Genomic DNA, 16,259 nt, shown 5'->3' with positions numbered 1-16,259 from the left:
GGGTGCGATCCTCTGCCACCCGTGGGTGCTGAGGAAATGAAGGCCGCGCAGGATCCGGACACCCGTGCCGGCCTGCAGGAATTCGACCGCAGCCTGTTCGGCCATATCCGCTTCGGCATCTCCAACGCCGTCCGCTCGTTCTGGTTCGGCCTGACCGGCGCCCGGTTCGGTGCCGCCCCGGGCGATGCCTATACCCGCCGCTACTTCCGCAAGCTGGACCGTTACTCGGCCAACCTGGCGCTGATGGCCGACATCTCGATGATGACCCTCGGCGGCAAGCTGAAGTTCAAGGAGTCGTTGTCCGGTCGCCTGGGCGATGTGCTGAGCCACATCTACATGACCAGCGCCATGCTCAAGCGTTACCACGACGAAGGTGCGCCGGCCACCGACCAGCCGCTGCTGGCCTGGGCCTTCCATGACAGCGTGCACAAGATCGAGGAGTCGCTGTCGGCCGCGCTGCGCAACTTCCCGATCCGTCCGATCGGCTGGCTGATGTGGGCGCTGATCTTCCCGTTCGGCCGCCGCGCCGAGGCTCCGGGCGACCGCCTGGGTCACCGCGTCGCCGCGCTGCTCATGGCGCCCAACGAAGCCCGCGACCGCCTGGCCAACGGCGTGTTCCTGACGCCGTGCGACAACAACCCGGGTGGCCGCATCAACAGCTACCTGTCCAAGGCGATCATGGCCGAGCCGGTCGAGCGCAAGTTCATCAAGGCGGTCAAGACCAAGGGCATCGAAGCCCTGGACTTCACCACCCAGCTGGACGAAGCCGTGGCCGAGGGCGTCATCACCCAGGACGAGCGCACCCTGCTGGAAGAACTCCGCGCGCTGACGCTGGAAACCATCACCGTGGACGACTTCGATCCGCACGAGCTGCGCGCGGCCAGCTACTACGACCGCGAGCGCAAGGACGCACGCTCGGAAGCGGCGTGATGCCTGCATCGACGTGAACGGAAACGGCGGACTTCGGTCCGCCGTTTTTCATTGCAGCGGCGCCCGGCCGCTTTCCAGGAGACCCCGATGTCCGCTCCACTGCTCACCCTGTACCGTCGCATGCAGCGCTGGCCCGCAGGCCAATGGCTGTTCACGCGCGCGGTGTGTTTCAAGGCGCCCTACTTCGCCAGCATCGCCCCGCGCATCACCGTGCTCGAACCCGGTCGCTGCGAGGGCCACATCGCGCACCGGCGCAGGGTCACCAACCACATCGGCACGGTCCACGCCATCGCACTGTGCAACCTGGCCGAACTCACCGCCGGGCTGATGGTCGACGCCTCGCTGCCGCGCGGCATGCGCTGGATTCCGAAGGGCATGGAAGTGCAGTACCTCGCCAAGGCCACGGGCACCCAGCACGCCGTCGCCACACCCGCCCAGCCGATCATCGCGGCCGACAGCGGCTACACCCTGCCCGTGGACGTCCATATCCGCGACACCGCCGGCACACCGGTCTTCAGCGCCCGCATCCAGATGTGGCTCTCACCGCAGGACCGTTCGCGGAACGCTCCAACCACCGGTCACCTCACCGATCGGTAGGTGCCGACCGCTGGTCGGCACGCTCTGTGCCTTTCAACGCCAGAGCCAGAGCCAGAGCTACAGCCACAGCCCTCATCCGCATTCTCCCGGGCGTGGCCGGCGGGAATGAGGGTACGGGACACGCCCGCCAGCCAAGCCGGGGAGAATCCAGATGCGGGCTTTGGCTCTGGCTGTGCCGACCAACGGTCGGCACCTACCGGCGACCTCGCTTACGCCGGCACGAAATGCCAGGCGATCGCGGCCAGGATCGCCGGGACGGCCTGGATGAAGAAGATCCGCTTGTTGACGCTGTAGGCGCCGTAGCAGCCGGCCACGATCACGCAGCCCAGCATGAAGTTGACCAGCATCGGCAGGTGATCGAACAGGCCCCAGAACAGGCCGGCTGCCAGGAAGCCGTTGTACAGCCCCTGGTTGGCCGCCAGCACGCGCGTGGTCTCGGCCTTCTCCGGCGTGTTGCGGAACGTCTTCAGGCCCAGTGGGCGCGTCCACAGGAACATTTCCAGCACGAGGAAGTACACGTGCAGCAGGGCGACCACCAGGGTCAGGATCAGTGCGGTCCAGTACATGGGCAGGCCTCGGAAGGATGGGGAGAGCTTACTCCGGGCGCTCGGCCGGCAGCTTCTTTTCTTCGCGCAGCAGGCCGAACGCGGCAAAGGTCATCAGCCCGGCCACCACCAGCCCCCCCGCAAACAGCACGTGCGAGCCGAACAGCGACAGCCCCTTGTGCACCCACGCAAAGCCCAGGTCCGCGCCGCGGTACACCACCGTATCGATCGCCGCACCGGCCTTGTACCGCCACTGGCGGTCCACCCGCGTGTACAGCGTCTCGCGTGCCGGCTTGGCCAGCGAAAACTCGCTCGCCCGCGTCATCACCTGCACCATCGCCACCAGCAGCGGCAGCGGCGAAGCCGCCAGCACCGAGAAGCCCACGATGATCGCAAAGCCCGGGATCAACAATGCCGGCGCGATCCCGTAACGCGACAACAGCCACCGGGTCAGCCCCAACTGCATCAGCAGCGTCAGCGCATTCACCGCCAGGTCCACCCGCGAGAAGAATGCCGTACTGGCCGCAGGGTCGGTGTACAGCCGGCGCACGATCGCGGCCTGCTCGTTGTACAACAGCGTCCCGATGCCCACGCCGAACAGCACCATCAGCGCCAGCCAGCGCAGCAGCGGCTCGCGCGCGATCAGCTTCAGGCCGTCCAGCACGCTTCCGCCCATCGGCGTCTCGCCCGACACCAGCTGCTGATCCCGCTCACGCGCCACCGCCCACAGGCGCAGCCGCCAGATGCAGAACAGACATACACCGAGGAAGCCGGCCGAGACCAGCATCAGGTTGGCGATGCCCACCCGCTGCACCAGCGCCGACGTGATGATCGGGCCAAGAAAGGCCCCGATGGTGCCGGCCGCGCCGATGTAGCCGTAGAACGCACGTGCCTGCGTGTTGGAGAACACATCGGCCATGAAGCTCCAGAACACCGCCACCGCGAACAGGTTGAACACCGTGATCCAGAAGAAGAACGCCATCCCGCGACCGGGCACCCCACTGTCGAACAGCACATAGAAGCCCAGCAGCGTGGCAATGAAGAACCCGTACACCACCGGCAGGAACACCCGCCGCGGATAGCGGCTCACCAGCGCACCGTACAGCGGCTGCATCACCAGCATGATCAGGAACACGCAGGTGAACAGAAACTGCAGCACGAAGTCCTGCAGCGCAATGCCGTGGCCGGCGAACCATGCGATCAGCCCGGACGGGAACAATGTCTGCAGGTCCGCCGAGGCCGCCATCGCCTCGCGTACCGGGCGCAGCACGTAATAGCCGCTCAGCAGGCAGAAGAAGTACACCGATGCCCAGATCAGCGGCGGCGACTGGCGCAGCGCATCGCGCAGCCCCGATCCCCGCACCGGCGTGGCCACGGCGGTCATCGCACCCGCTCCGCGCTCAGGCGGCGTCGAAACGGCAGCATCGTGGGAACTCCGGGCGGCAAAGCGCGCAAGGTAAACGATGCACCGCAACATCGCCAGTAGCCGACCGCCGCACCCGCGTAGCGCTGCCCGGCCCACACCGCCCGACCCGTTCACCGTCCGTCTGCCCTATGCTCCGGGGTACACCATCGGGGAGCTGCTGGCATTGGCACGGGACAGGTACGACTACATCATCGTCGGCGCCGGCTCGGCCGGCTGTGTACTGGCCAACCGGCTCAGTGCCGACCCGCAGTGCCAGGTGCTGCTGCTCGAAGCCGGCCCGGCCGACCGCAACCCCTTCATCCACATGCCGGCCGGCCTGGCGCGGCTGGTCAACAACCGGCGCATCAACTGGAACCTGGACACCGAGCCGGAGCCCGCCCTGGACGGCAGGCGCCTGTGGTGGCCGCGTGGCAAGGTGCTGGGCGGATCCAGCGCGATCAATGCGATGTGCTACATCCGCGGCGTGCCGGCCGACTACGACGGCTGGGCGGCTGCCGGCGCCACCGGCTGGGAATGGGCGCAGGTGCTGCCGTGGTTCCTGCATGGCGAGGCCAACAGCCGCGGCGCCAGCGCGCTGCACGGCGATGCCGGACCGCTGTCGGTGTCCGACCTGCGCCACCACAACCCGCTCTCGGCCGTGTTCCTGGCCGCCGCCGTGCAGGCGGGCCATGCGCCCAACGATGACTTCAATGGCGTCGACCAGCTCGGCGTCGGCCTGTATCAGGTCACGCAGCGCGATGGCGCCCGCTGCTCCAGTGCCACCGCCTACCTGCGCCCGGCGCGTGCACGGCGCAACCTCACCGTGCTCACCGGCGCCCAGGCGGTGGCGCTGAGCTTCGCCGGCACCACCGCGACCGGCGTGCACTACCGGCGTGGCCGGGAGCATCGACATGCCACCGCATCGGCCGAAGTGATCCTCAGCGCCGGCGCCATCCATTCGCCCCAACTGCTGATGCTCTCCGGGATCGGTCCCGCCCACGCACTGCGCGGCCACGGCATCACCCCGCGCGTGGACCTGCCCGGGGTGGGTGGCAATCTGCAGGACCACCTGGATATCTGCACGGTCGTGCACACCCATCCCGGGGTGAGTTACGACCGCAGCAACGAGCTGCGCATCGCCATCGACTACTTCCTGCGCGGCCATCGCGGTGCCGGCACCAGCAACCTGGCCGAGGCCGGCGGCTTCGCCCGCTCGGCACTGGCGCCGGACGCACGCGCCGACGTGCAGTTCCACTTCGTGCCGGCCATGCTCGACAACCACGGCCGCCATCGCCTGCCCGGTGATGGCTACACCCTGCATGCGTGCCCGCTGCATCCGCGCAGCCGCGGCAGGCTGTACCTGCGCGATGCCGACGCGCGGTCGCCGCCACGACTGCAGCCCAACTACCTTGGCGATGCGGACGGCCACGACCTGCGGATGATGATCGAGTGCGCCCGGCTGTCCCGGCAGATCCTGGCCCAGCCCGCGTTCGATCCGTGGCGCGGCGCCCCGGTCTTTCCTGCCCGCGACGATCTGGATGATGCGGCCCTGGCCGCGTTCATCCGTGCCAAGGCCGAGACCATCTACCACCCGGTCGGCACCTGTGCGATGGGCCAGCATGCCGATGCCGTGGTCGACCCGATGCTGCGGGTGTACGGCACCCAGCGGCTGCGGGTGGTCGATGCTGCGGTGATGCCCAGCCTGATCAGCGGCAACACCAACGCCCCCACCCTGATGATCGCCGAACGGGCCGCGCAGTGGCTGCGCCAGGACGCGGGATCACGCTGAACAGGGCCCCGCCGCGTCGGCGGCACGGACCGTCGGAGCAGCGCAAAAACCCACGCATTTTCAATGCGATACGTATTCATCTTCGCTTCGTTTGTGCAATGAGGAAAAGCGGCGCTAGAATCCCTTACAGCAGTCGCGCACGGGCCCTACACGATGAATCAGAACAGCAGGCGCCGACCGATCCGTTCGGCGGCAACCGGGTTGCTGGGCATGTTGATGCCCATCGCAATGTCTTCCACTGCACAGACCCCCAGTGCCTCGCCGTCCGCGTTCCCCGTCAACATCGAGAACAGCGTCCCGGCCAACGTGCCGCACACCCAGCCGGCCGCGTATCGCGCCGCGCCGGCCGCGCGGCAGGTACTGCCGCCCGCACCGGGCTTCAATGTCGCGGCAATCGAATCGATGGCCCAGCAGCTCACCTATGGCGAGCGCGTCCCCGGCATGGCCGTGGCGATCGTCCAGGGCGGCCGCGTGCTCAGCGCGCGGGGCTACGGCGTTACCGACGTCAACAATCCGCAGCAGGTCGACGCGCATACCGTGTTCCGCCTCGCGTCGCTGTCCAAGGCCTTCGCCGGTACGATGGCCGGCCTGCTGGTCAACGACGGCACCCTGCGCTGGGACAGCAAGGTCACCGACTACGTCCCCGGCTTCCGGCTGAACTCGCCGGAAGCAACCGAGCGGCTGACCGTGGCCGACCTGCTCAGCCATCGGGTCGGCCTGCCCTACAACGCATACGACCGCGACGTGGAAGCCAACGCGGAGTACTACACGCTGACCCACAAGTTGGCCTCGACCTCGCTCAAGTGCCAGCCGGGCGAGTGCTACGCCTATCAGAACGTTGCCTTCAGTCTGATCGGCGACGTGGTCTACGCCGCCTCCGGCAGTTTCTACGAACAGTCCGTCGAGCGTCGGTTGTTCAAGCCGCTGGGCATGGATGACGCCAGCCTCGGCCTGGCCGGCATCCAGGCCAGCTCGCGCTGGGCGCGTCCGCATGTGCGCAGCCGCAACGGCTGGGTTGCCCTGACCCCCAAGCCCACCTATTACCGGTTGGCACCGGCGGCCGGCGTCAATGCCAGCGCCAGCGACATGGCGCAGTGGCTGCTGGCCCACACCGGACACCGGCCCGACGTGCTGCCTGCGCCGCTGCTGGCCACCCTGCACTCCACCCTGATCAGCACCCCGGGCGAAATGCGCTCCGGCTGGCGCCGCGAACGCCTGCATTCGGCCGGCTACGCACTGGGCTGGCGCAACTTCGATTACGCCGGCCATGAAGTGGTGTTCCATGCCGGCGCGGTGCAGGGCTACCGTGGGCTGGTTGCGCTGGTGCCGGAACGCGACCTCGGCATTGCCATCATGTGGAACGGTGAAAGCAGCCTGCCCAGCGGCCTGCTGCCGACCGTGCTCGACGCAGCGATGGGCCTGCCCAGCCAGCGTTGGCTGGACGTGGATACCGACTTCGGCAGCGACAACCTGATGGCCGAAGATGCCGCCCCGCAGAACAAGCGCAAGGGCGTTTCGTCCAACCGTGCGGTGGCCTCGCCGCACTGATCGCAGCGACCTCTCGTTGGAAAAAGGCGGCCACTTGGCCGCCTTTTTTTCTGTGGGCACCGGCCGGAAACGCACCCATAAAAAAACTCCCTCCCCGCTGGGCTGCCGGGGAAGGAGTTTCAGGTGCGGCTATCGGGAAACGCTTAGATCAGCGGTGCCGGGGTTGCCGGCAGGGCGACCGGGGCAGCCTTCTTCTTGCGGGCTGCCGGCTTGCGCTTTGCAACCTTCTTGACCGCCTTCTTGGCGGTGGCCTTCTTCGCCGTAGCCTTCTTGGCTACCTTCTTGACGGCCTTCTTCGCCGTCTTGCGGGTGGCCTTCTTGGCCGCCGCCTTCTTGGCTACCTTGCGGACAGCCTTCTTCGCGGTCTTCTTGGCAGCCGCCTTCTTGGCGACCTTCCGGACGGCCTTCTTCGCCGTCTTCTTCACTGCCTTCTTCGCGGTCTTCTTGGCAGCCGCCTTCTTCGCTACCTTCTTGACCGCCTTCTTGGCGGCTGTCTTCTTCACTGCCTTGCGGGCGGTCGCCTTCTTGGCGGCCTTCTTCACCGTCTTCTTGGCCGCCGCCTTCTTGGCGACCTTCTTCACGGCTTTACGGGCAGTCGCCTTCTTAGCGACCTTCTTGGCTGCCTTTTTGGCGGCCGGCTTTTTCTTCGCAGCTTTCTTGGTTGCCATGGGATGGCTCCTCGTCAGTGATCTATGGAGTTGAAACGCCCAGGTAAAGCAAACCCGCCGTTGCTGCGTTGCGGGGACCGCCGTCGCGTCATGCGCGTCGTGACGGATACGGGGACACCTACCGGGATCGGCCAGGCAGGTGTCGGATCAGGGGTGCCCTTGCATTTCACCGAAGGAAGCGAAGCCGACTCCACCGTCATCGGATGCAAGGTGGATGTCCTGGTTGTGCTTCGCGACTGGATGTCGATTCTGCTCACTCTCTTGGCAGGCAAGGTCTGCTTGGCGAAACCTAATCACGCTTTTTTTCACTGTCAACAACCCCGGCGAAAAATTTTCACACCGGACACGTCCGACGCGCTGCGCCGAGCACCCGTTGGACACCCCGTACCGACACGTCATGCCCACACCAACGGACACGCCGATGCCCTGTCGGCGGCAAGCCCTGAAACAAAAACAACTTAAAAGAAGCACTTTCGCGAAACACACCCCGGGTGGCGGCATGCGCACAGGCAGGTGTGCGAGCAGCGGCGCGCCTGTCTGACCGGCTGCCAACAAAGGGGCAAAATCCGTCGGAAAAGTTTTCACATCCGGCTGCGCTTTTTACTACCCGATTGACGCAAATGCGCAAACTTTCTGCCGCGCAGTGTCGGCGCGATCGCACCTTCGGCAGGTCGCCAGCGGTCGTCCTGCGACCGCATGTCGATGTGCGGCGACGCGCATCGGCATGCTCATGACCCGTCGCGATGGGTTCCCAACCCGACGGCATGAGCCGACGCGGAACGCGCCGGCAGCGCGCGCACACCGCAACATCATCACGCCTCGCTAACGCCGCCGCGCCGGTGCATGCCGTTCGTTTTCCCGTCCGCGGGAGAACAGCCCAAAAAAAAACGGCCGCACAAGGCGGCCGTTCCTGGGAGCGACGCAGGATCAGTGATCCTCGTTCTCCAGCAGCTCGGCGTAGTCGTCCGGCGCCAGCAACTCGTTCAACTCGTCGGTGCCGGTCACTTCCACCACGAAGATCCAGCCTTCGCCGTACGCATCTTCGTTGATGGTTTCCGGCTTGTCCGACAGCGCGCTGTTGACCTCGACCACGGTACCGGTGATCGGGCTGTACACGTCCGAGGCGGCCTTCACCGACTCGACGACGGCGGCCTGCTCGCCCGCCTTGACCGTGTCGCCGACGTTGGGCAGCTCGACGTAGACCAGGTCGCCAAGCAGGCCCTGGGCATGGTCGGAAATACCGACGGTGACGCGGCCATTGCCTTCGACGCGCGCCCACTCGTGGGACTTGAGGAATTTGAGGTCGCCGGGGATCTCGCTCATGGAACTGCTCCGAGAAAATTCAGGGGTTCGGGAAACGGGGGTAGTGTAACCAACCGGCGCGGGCCGCTGGGCAACCGCGCGCCGGAAACTGCTGGATCAGGCCTCGACCAGCACGCCGGGCTGGGCCTGACCTTCGCGCACGAACGGGAACTTCACCACGCGCACCGGGACCTGCTTGCCGCGGATGTCCACGTGCACCTGGCCCAGCTCACCGGCCGGCACGCGGGCGAACGCGATGCCCTTGCCCAGCGTCGGGGAGAAGGTGCCGGACAGGATCTCGCCCTGGCCGCTGGCGGTGAGTACCGCCTGGCCGTGGCGCAGCACGCCCTTCTCGTCCATCACCAGGCCGATCAGCTGGCGTGCGTCGCCCGCCGCCTTCTGCGCTTCCAGCACCTCGCGGCCGATGAAGTCGCGGCCTTCGTCCAGCGCCACGGTCCAGGCCAGGGCGGCTTCGTACGGGGTGATCTGCTCGTCCATGTCCTGGCCATACAGGTTCATGCCGGCTTCCAGGCGCAGCGTGTCGCGCGCGCCCAACCCGGCCGGACGTACGCCGGCCTGCGCCAGGGCGTTCCAGAAGGCGACCACGTCGCTCTGCGGAATCAGGATTTCAAACCCGTCCTCACCGGTGTAGCCGGTGCGCGCCACGAACAGCGGCGCACCGCTGGCGGCGGTCGCCTCGATCGCGGCGAAACGGCCGAGCGTGTTCAATGCGGCGCGGTCGCCCTCCGCGGCCAGGCCGATCACGCGCGCGCGTGCGGTGGGGCCCTGCACGGCGATGATCGCCAGGTCGTCGCGCTCGGTGACCTGCACGTCGAAGGCGGCCGCCTGTTCACGGATCCAGGCCAGGTCCTTCTCGCGGGTGGAGGCGTTCACCACCATGCGGAAGAAGTCGTCGGCCAGGTAGTAGACGATCAGGTCGTCGATCACCCCGCCCTGCGGGTTGAGCATGCACGAGTACAGCGCCTTGCCGGTGGCCTTGAGCTTGTCCACCGAGTTGGCCAGCAGGCGGCGCAGGAACGGCTTGACCTGCGCGCCGCGCAGATCGACCACGGTCATGTGGCTGACGTCGAACATGCCCGCGTCGGCACGCACGAGGTGGTGTTCGTCCAGCTGCGAGCCATAGTGGATGGGCATGTCCCAGCCACCGAAATCGACCATCTTGGCGCCGAGTGCGCGGTGGGTGTCGTTGAGAAGCGTCTTCTGGGTCATGACCGGTTCCGGGGGAATGAAGGCAAGAGCGCCATTATCCCAGAACCGTCTTCACAACGCCTGCGGCGGTGCGGAATGCGCCGCCGCAGCCTGCTCAGACCGGTTGCACTTTCAGCGTCATGCCCGCCACCGCCACCACCCGTACCGCGCTCCCGGCCGGCAGGTCCGGGCCATCCACCACCCAGAACGCGTCGTCGACCTTGGCGCGGCCCTTGCCGGCGACGATCGGCTGGTCCAGCAGCACCACCCGCCCCACCAGCTGTTCGGCACGCCGGTTCAACAACGGCGCGTCGCTCTGCCGATCGTGGGAGCGCCCCCAGCGCCGGTAGCACTGGATCGACACCACGCTGAGCAGCACGAACGCGACCACCTGCCACAGCAGCGGAATGTCGGCGAACACGGCCACCAGCACGAACACCGCCGCCGCCCCGATGCCGATCCACAGCATGAACGCCCCCGGGGCCAGCGCTTCGGCCGCAAACAGCACCAATGCCAGCGCGCCCCAGCCTACGACCTCCCAGCGCATGTCAGCCTCCGATCCGCGGCGGCACCGCGCGCGCGGCCTTCTTCTCTTCCTGCTTGGCGAACGCTTCCTTGGCCAGTTCGGCCACACCGGCGATCGATCCGATCACGCCACTGGCCTCCATCGGCATCAGCACCAGCTTCTGGTTCGGCGAGGTCGCCAGTTCCTTGAACGCCTCCACATACTTCTGCGCGATGAAGTAGTTGATCGCCTGCACGTCGCCCTTGGCGATCGCGTCGGACACCATTTCGGTCGCCTTGGCTTCGGCCTCGGCCAGGCGCTCACGCGCCTCCGCATCGCGGAACGCGGCTTCCTTGCGGCCTTCGGCTTCGAGCACGGCCGCCTGCTTCTCGCCTTCGGCACGCAGGATCTCGGACTGGCGCGAGCCTTCGGCTTCCAGAATCTGCGCGCGCTTTTCGCGCTCGGCCTTCATCTGCCGAGCCATCGCGTCGAGCAGGTCGCGCGGGGGCTGGATGTCGCGGATTTCGATGCGGTTGACCTTCACGCCCCACGGGTTGGTGGCATGATCGACCACGCTCAGCAGCTGGGCATTGATCACCTCGCGCTGGCTGAGCGATTCGTCCAGGTCCATCGATCCGATCACGGTGCGGATGTTGGTCTGCACCAGCGCGATCATCGCCACTTCCAGGTTGGCCACTTCATAGGCCGCCTTGGACGCGTCGAGCACCTGGAAGAACACCACGCCGTCCACGCGCACCGCGGCGTTGTCCTTGGTGATCACTTCCTGGCTGGGCACGTCCAGCACCTGCTCCATCATGTTCACCTTGCGACCGACGCCGTAGACGATCGGAATCAGGAAATGCAGGCCGGGGGACATGGTGTGGGTGTAGCGGCCGAAGCGCTCGACCGTCCACTCGTAGCCCTGCGGCACCATGCGCACGGCCTTGAACAGGATGACGACGGCCACGAAGGCAAGCACCAGCGAGAACAGCATGGTCGGAAACATCGGAAACTCCTTTCCCTGTGATGTCCCGATTGTACGGTCAGTTGCGCTGCGACACCCGGTTCAGCTGCCGCGGGGGGCAAACATGATCACCGTCATCCCGGCCAGGCACAGGGCGACGCCAAGCAGATCCCAGCGGCTGGGACGAATGCCGTCCACCAGCCACAGCCACATCAGCGCAGTGCCGATGTAGACGCCCCCGTAGGCGGCGTAGACGCGGCCGCTGGCGACCGGATGCAGGGTCAGCAGCCAGGCGAACAGGGCCAGGCTGGCCGCTGCCGGCAGCAGCAGCCACGCACTGCCGTCCTTGCGCAGCCACAGCCACGGCAGGTAGCAGCCGACGATTTCGGCCACGGCGGTCAGTACGAACAGCAGCAGCGTGTTCACGATGTCGCTTCGTCGCGCTTGGCCTGCTGCCAGAGGCGCTCCTGCGCCTCCAGGTCCAGCGCGTCCATGCGCTGCCCGGCGGCGGCGGCCTGCGCCTCCATCGCGCGGAAGCGGCGCTCGAACTTGTGGTTGGCCTGGCGCAGCGCCGCGCCGACATCGACCTTGGCGTGCCGGGCCAGGTTGGCACAGACGAACAGGAGGTCCCCGAGTTCTTCCTGCAGGCGCGCGTGGTTGGCCTGGACATCACCGCGGGCGAATTCCGCCGCCACCTCGTCCAGTTCCTCGCGCACCTTGTCCAGCACCGGCTGCGGGTCGGGCCAGTCGAAGCCGACCCGGGCCGCGCGGGCCTGCAGCTTCACCGCCCGCTGCCACTCGGGCAGGCCACGCGAAATGCCGGCCAGCGCGGAGGTATCGGTGTGGCCCTTGGCCGCGCGTTCGGCACGCTTGATCGCCTCCCAGTTCAGGTTGACCTGGTCGGCGTCGTCGACCTCCACGTCGGCGAAGATGTGCGGATGACGCCGCTGCATCTTGTCACTGATCGCACGGGCGACGTCGGCGAAGGCGAACGCGCCCTGCTCGCTGGCCATCTGTGCGTGGAAGACCACCTGCAGCAGCAGATCGCCCAGTTCGTCCTTGAGGTCGTCCAGGTCGCCGCGGTCGATCGCGTCGGCCACTTCGTAGGCCTCCTCGACGGTATACGGGGCAATGCTGGCGAAGTCCTGCTGCAGGTCCCACGGGCACCCCTGCGTGGGATCGCGCAGGCGCGCCATGATCTGCAGCAGGCGGTCCAGTTCGGCACTGGGGGTCATGCGGGGTTCTCCGATGGGGTCAGGCAGGCAACCAGTCGCGCCACGGCAGGCGGGTATCGCCCAGCGCGATGAAGTCGCCGTTCAACAGGGTGTCGCGGCGGTTGTAGCGGAACGGCTTGCCGGTGGCCGCCGACAGCACCGCACCACCGGCGGCGTGCAGCACGCACTGACCTGCGGCGGTGTCCCATTCGGCGGTCGGTCCCAACCGGGGGTAGACGTCGAGCGTGCCCTCGGCGAGCCGGCAGAATTTCAGCGACGAGCCCTGTGCGACCAGCTCGATCCCGCCCATCCGGTCCAGCAGCGCCTGCGTCTGCGGGCTGCGGTGCGAACGGCTGGCGGCGACCTTCAGCGGGGGCACGGCCGGCGTGCGGGTGCGCAGCACCGAGTCGCGCATGCCGTCGCGGCGATACGCCAGCTCACCACGCATCGCATGCCAGACCGTGCCACTGACCGGCGCCAGCACCACGCCGAAGGCCGGCGCCCCCTGGTAGATCAGCGCGATGTTGACGCTGAACTCGTCGTTGCGCTTGACGAACTCGCGGGTGCCGTCGAGCGGATCGACCAGCCAATAGGCACCCCAGTGCTGGCGCACCTCCCACGGCACCTGCGCCGATTCCTCGGACAGGATCGGCAGGTCCGGAGTGAGCTGGCCAAGGCCGCGCTCGATCACCTGGTTGGCGGCCAGGTCGGCCGCGGTGAGCGGGCTGCGATCGGATTTGATCTCCACATCGAACTCAGTGGCATACACCCCCATGATGGCGGCGGCGGCGTCCTGGGCGATGGCGATGACGGTTTCGCGCAGATCCGTCGTGAGTTTGATCATTCCCGACGTCCCAGCCACTCGCGGGCGATGAACAACGCCGCCAGCGAACGGCCTTCGGAGACGTCCTCGCGCAGCATCAGCTGGTCCAGATCGGCCAGCTTCCAGGGCACCACTTCCAGCTCCTCGGGTTCGTCGCCGACCAGGCGTTCGGGATAGAGGTCGCGGGCCACCACCAGCCAGGACTGGTGGCTCATGTAGGTCGGCGCCAGCGTCATCGCGCGCAGCACATCAATGCGGCGGGCACCGTACCCCGCCTCTTCCTTCAGTTCGCGGTCGGCGGCCTGCTCGGGGCTTTCCCCGGCATCGATGCGCCCTTTGACCAGGCCGAGCTCGTAACGGTGCACGCCGGCCGCGTATTCACGCACCAGCAGCACGGTCTCCTCGTCGAGCATCGGCACCACGACCACCGCGCCGTGGCCCCGGCTGACCAGACGCTCGAAACGGCGGCGTTCGCCGTTGGAGAATTCCAGGTCCAGGTGCTGGCGCTGGAAGGGCCCGCTTTCCTCGTCCGTGATCTGGTGGATGATGGGCAGGCGACGGCTCATGCGAACAGGCTCTTGGATAGAATGTGTGCAGGTGAAAACGTGTTCATGAGCCCGAAATGCTAGCAGACCCAGCCCCCCTCACGCTGGCCGACCGGTGGCGGCAACGCGACCTGGCTGTGCTGTGGCACCCGTGCACCCAGATGCGCGAGCACCCCGACACCCTGCCCCTGGTACCGATCGCGCGTGGCGAAGGCCCGTGGCTGATCGACCATGATGGCCGCCGCTACCTGGATGCGGTGAGCAGCTGGTGGACCAATCTGTTCGGTCACGCCGAGCCCCGCATCGGCGCGGCCATCGCGCACCAGGCTACCCAGCTGGAGCAGGTGATGCTGGCCGGCTTCAGCCACGAACCGGCGGTGGCCCTGGCCGAGCGCCTGCTGGCGATCGCACCGCGTCAGCCCGGGCGCGACCCGCTGGCCAAGGTGTTCTACGCCGACAACGGGTCGGCCGGCGTGGAGGTGGCGCTGAAGATGGCGTTCCATTACTTCCGCAACCGCGGCGAGATGCACCGGACCCGCTTCGTGGCGCTGGAGAACGGCTACCACGGCGAGACGCTGGGCGCCCTGTCGGTCGGGGACATTCCGCTGTACCGCCGGGTGTATGCGCCCCTCCTCACCGAAGCGCTGTTCGCGCCGTCTCCCGACGCCTATCTGGCCGAGCCCGGTCAAAGTGCCGCCCAGCGCGCCCATGAGGCCGCCGACCGCCTGGCCGACCTGTTCGACCGGCATCCCGGCGAGATCTGCGCGGTGATTCTGGAGCCGCGGCTGCAGTGCGCCGGCGGCATGCGCATGCACGACCCGGTGTATCTGCAGCGGGCGCGGGCGCTGTGCGATGCCAACGGCGCATTCCTGATCGCCGATGAAATCGCTACCGGCTTTGGCCGCACCGGCACGCTGTTCGCCTGCGAACAGGCCGGGGTGATGCCGGACCTGCTGTGCCTGTCCAAGGGCCTTACCGGTGGCTTCCTGCCGCTGGCCGCGGTATTGACCACCCAGGCACTGTACGACGCCTTCCTGGATGACTCGCGCGAGCGTGCCTTCCTGCATTCGCACAGCTATACGGGCAATCCGCTGGCCTGCGCGGCCGCGCTGGCCACGCTGGACATCTTCGCCACTGACGATGTGATCGCGCGCAACCGCAGCACCGCCGAGGTGATGCGGCGACTGGCCGCGCCGTTCGCCGACCATCCCCACATGGCCGACGTGCGCCAGGCCGGCATGGTGGTGGCCTTCGAGCTTGCCCGCAACGGCGACAGACACACCCCCTTCCCTGCCGAGGCGCGGATCGGGCTGCGCGCCTACACCGCCGCGCTGAAGCGCGGGGTGGTGCTGCGCCCGCTCGGCAACGTGCTGTATTGGATGCCTCCCTATTGCGTGGAGGACGAACACCTGGACCTGCTGGCCCAGACCACCCTGGCCGCCATCGAGGACGCCACCGCATGCGCGTGACCCGCAGCTTCATCCCGACCGCCCTCGCGATCGGCCAGACCGTGTCGCTGCCCGAGGACGCGGCCAACCACCTGGTGCGCGTGATGCGCCTGCGGGAGGGCGATACCTGCGTGCTGTTCAACGGCGATGGCCACGACTACACCGCACGCCTGGTCGAAGCAGGCAAGCGCGATGCGCAGGTGCGCATCGATGACGCCCGCGAGGTGGCCAACGAGTCGCCGCTGCACATCACCCTGCTGCAGGGCATCGCGCGCGGGGAGAAAATGGACCTGATCCTGCAGAAGGCCACCGAGCTGGGCGTGAATGCCATCGTGCCGGTGAACGCCGAACGCACCGAAGTAAAGCTGGATGCGGCGCGCGCGGAAAAGCGCCTGGCCCACTGGATCAGCGTGGTGGTCTCGGCCTGCGGCCAGTCTGGCCGGGCACGCGTGCCGTCCGTGGCCGCACCGCAATCGCTGCTCGATGCAGCACGCGGCCTGCCCGCCGGGGCGCTCAAGCTGACCCTGGATCCCCTCGGCGAGCATCGCCTGTCCACCCTGCAGGCGGCGGCCGGCGGTGTGGTGATCGCGATCGGGCCCGAGGGCGGCTGGTCGCCGCGCGACCGCCAGGCACTGCAGCAGGCCGGCTTCCAGGGCCTGCAGCTGGGTCCGCGCATCCTGCGCACCGAGACCGCCGGGCTGGCCGCGATTGCGGCCGTGCAGGCGCGTTTGGGCGATCTGGGGTAAGCAGTGCCACGACCCCCGGTC

17 protein-coding genes and 1 pseudogene are annotated in these 16,259 nt (G+C 67.6%); 7 read left to right on the top strand and 11 right to left on the bottom strand.

What is annotated here, in order from left to right; all coding sequences use genetic code 11:
* Positions 1-930, top strand: a pseudogene (locus ACPEH1_RS08395) (acyl-CoA dehydrogenase domain-containing protein); the annotation flags it as partial.
* An 87-nt stretch (positions 931-1,017) separates the two neighbouring features.
* Positions 1,018-1,527, top strand: a complete 510-nt coding sequence (locus tag ACPEH1_RS08390) for a hotdog fold domain-containing protein (protein WP_017354608.1) — start codon at positions 1,018-1,020, stop codon at positions 1,525-1,527.
* Between the two features lie 209 nt (positions 1,528-1,736).
* Here the strand turns inward: ACPEH1_RS08390 and ACPEH1_RS08385 are convergent, their stop codons facing one another.
* Complete coding sequence (locus ACPEH1_RS08385; RefSeq protein WP_017354607.1) at positions 1,737-2,093, bottom strand: DUF1304 domain-containing protein; 357 nt, start codon at positions 2,091-2,093, stop codon at positions 1,737-1,739.
* A 28-nt stretch (positions 2,094-2,121) separates the two neighbouring features.
* On the bottom strand, positions 2,122-3,456 hold the full coding sequence (locus tag ACPEH1_RS08380) for an NTP/NDP exchange transporter (protein WP_136003066.1): 1,335 nt from the start codon (positions 3,454-3,456) through the stop codon (positions 2,122-2,124).
* A 79-nt stretch (positions 3,457-3,535) separates the two neighbouring features.
* Here ACPEH1_RS08380 and ACPEH1_RS08375 point away from each other — a divergent pair, with 79 nt between their 5' ends.
* Both ACPEH1_RS08375 and ACPEH1_RS08370 read left to right on the top strand, forming a co-directional pair.
* A complete protein-coding gene (locus ACPEH1_RS08375; protein WP_313241752.1) occupies positions 3,536-5,266 on the top strand; it encodes a GMC family oxidoreductase in 1,731 nt (576 codons plus the stop codon).
* 153 nt (positions 5,267-5,419) lie between these two features.
* On the top strand, positions 5,420-6,814 hold the full coding sequence (locus tag ACPEH1_RS08370; RefSeq protein ID WP_017354604.1) for a serine hydrolase domain-containing protein: 1,395 nt from the start codon (positions 5,420-5,422) through the stop codon (positions 6,812-6,814).
* Positions 6,815-6,957: 143 nt separating this feature from the next.
* Here ACPEH1_RS08370 and ACPEH1_RS08365 read toward each other — a convergent pair whose 3' ends face one another.
* Complete coding sequence (locus ACPEH1_RS08365; RefSeq protein ID WP_017354603.1) at positions 6,958-7,482, bottom strand: hypothetical protein; 525 nt, start codon at positions 7,480-7,482, stop codon at positions 6,958-6,960.
* A 24-nt stretch (positions 7,483-7,506) separates the two neighbouring features.
* Here ACPEH1_RS08365 and ACPEH1_RS08360 point away from each other — a divergent pair, with 24 nt between their 5' ends.
* On the top strand, positions 7,507-7,944 hold the full coding sequence (locus tag ACPEH1_RS08360) for a hypothetical protein (RefSeq protein ID WP_192813848.1): 438 nt from the start codon (positions 7,507-7,509) through the stop codon (positions 7,942-7,944).
* Positions 7,945-8,409: 465 nt separating this feature from the next.
* Here the strand turns inward: ACPEH1_RS08360 and gcvH are convergent, their stop codons facing one another.
* The 8 genes from gcvH to nudE form a co-directional block, all read right to left on the bottom strand.
* Positions 8,410-8,805 (bottom strand): glycine cleavage system protein GcvH, encoded by a 396-nt coding sequence (gene gcvH, locus ACPEH1_RS08355; protein ID WP_017354602.1) that lies wholly within the window; start codon positions 8,803-8,805, stop codon positions 8,410-8,412.
* 96 nt (positions 8,806-8,901) lie between these two features.
* On the bottom strand, positions 8,902-10,014 hold the full coding sequence (gene gcvT, locus ACPEH1_RS08350) for a glycine cleavage system aminomethyltransferase GcvT (RefSeq protein WP_017354601.1): 1,113 nt from the start codon (positions 10,012-10,014) through the stop codon (positions 8,902-8,904).
* A gap of 94 nt (positions 10,015-10,108) precedes the next feature.
* Complete coding sequence (locus ACPEH1_RS08345; RefSeq protein WP_017354600.1) at positions 10,109-10,540, bottom strand: NfeD family protein; 432 nt, start codon at positions 10,538-10,540, stop codon at positions 10,109-10,111.
* A gap of 1 nt (position 10,541) precedes the next feature.
* Positions 10,542-11,504, bottom strand: coding sequence for an SPFH domain-containing protein (locus tag ACPEH1_RS08340; protein WP_017354599.1), 963 nt, complete (start codon positions 11,502-11,504; stop codon positions 10,542-10,544).
* Between the two features lie 60 nt (positions 11,505-11,564).
* Positions 11,565-11,888: a YnfA family protein gene (locus ACPEH1_RS08335; RefSeq protein WP_017354598.1), complete on the bottom strand. Its 324-nt coding sequence runs from the start codon at positions 11,886-11,888 to the stop codon at positions 11,565-11,567.
* Complete coding sequence (gene mazG / locus ACPEH1_RS08330; RefSeq protein WP_017354597.1) at positions 11,885-12,697, bottom strand: nucleoside triphosphate pyrophosphohydrolase; 813 nt, start codon at positions 12,695-12,697, stop codon at positions 11,885-11,887. Before mazG ends, ACPEH1_RS08335 begins: the two co-directional genes overlap by 4 nt.
* A 19-nt stretch (positions 12,698-12,716) precedes the next feature.
* Entirely contained in the window at positions 12,717-13,520 is an 804-nt protein-coding gene (cysQ, locus tag ACPEH1_RS08325; RefSeq protein ID WP_313241750.1) for a 3'(2'),5'-bisphosphate nucleotidase CysQ, read from the bottom strand.
* Positions 13,517-14,065: an ADP compounds hydrolase NudE gene (nudE, locus tag ACPEH1_RS08320; protein WP_017354595.1), complete on the bottom strand. Its 549-nt coding sequence runs from the start codon at positions 14,063-14,065 to the stop codon at positions 13,517-13,519. Before nudE ends, cysQ begins: the two co-directional genes overlap by 4 nt.
* 56 nt (positions 14,066-14,121) lie before the next feature.
* On the opposite strand from nudE, the gene bioA reads away from it, so the two are divergent.
* Together bioA and ACPEH1_RS08310 are read left to right on the top strand one after the other, a co-directional pair.
* A complete protein-coding gene (bioA, locus tag ACPEH1_RS08315) occupies positions 14,122-15,513 on the top strand; it encodes an adenosylmethionine--8-amino-7-oxononanoate transaminase (protein WP_017354594.1) in 1,392 nt (463 codons plus the stop codon).
* A complete protein-coding gene (locus tag ACPEH1_RS08310; RefSeq protein ID WP_423715617.1) occupies positions 15,504-16,238 on the top strand; it encodes a 16S rRNA (uracil(1498)-N(3))-methyltransferase in 735 nt (244 codons plus the stop codon). The genes bioA and ACPEH1_RS08310 overlap by 10 nt, the downstream gene beginning before the upstream one ends.
* Positions 16,239-16,259: the final 21 nt, after the last annotated feature.

This window comes from Stenotrophomonas sp. NPDC077421 (assembly GCF_049545505.1).
Lineage (GTDB): Bacteria > Pseudomonadota > Gammaproteobacteria > Xanthomonadales > Xanthomonadaceae > Stenotrophomonas > Stenotrophomonas nematodicola.
The sequence above is the reverse complement of the archived record's forward strand: the minus strand, read 5'-3'. Positions and strand labels throughout refer to the sequence as shown.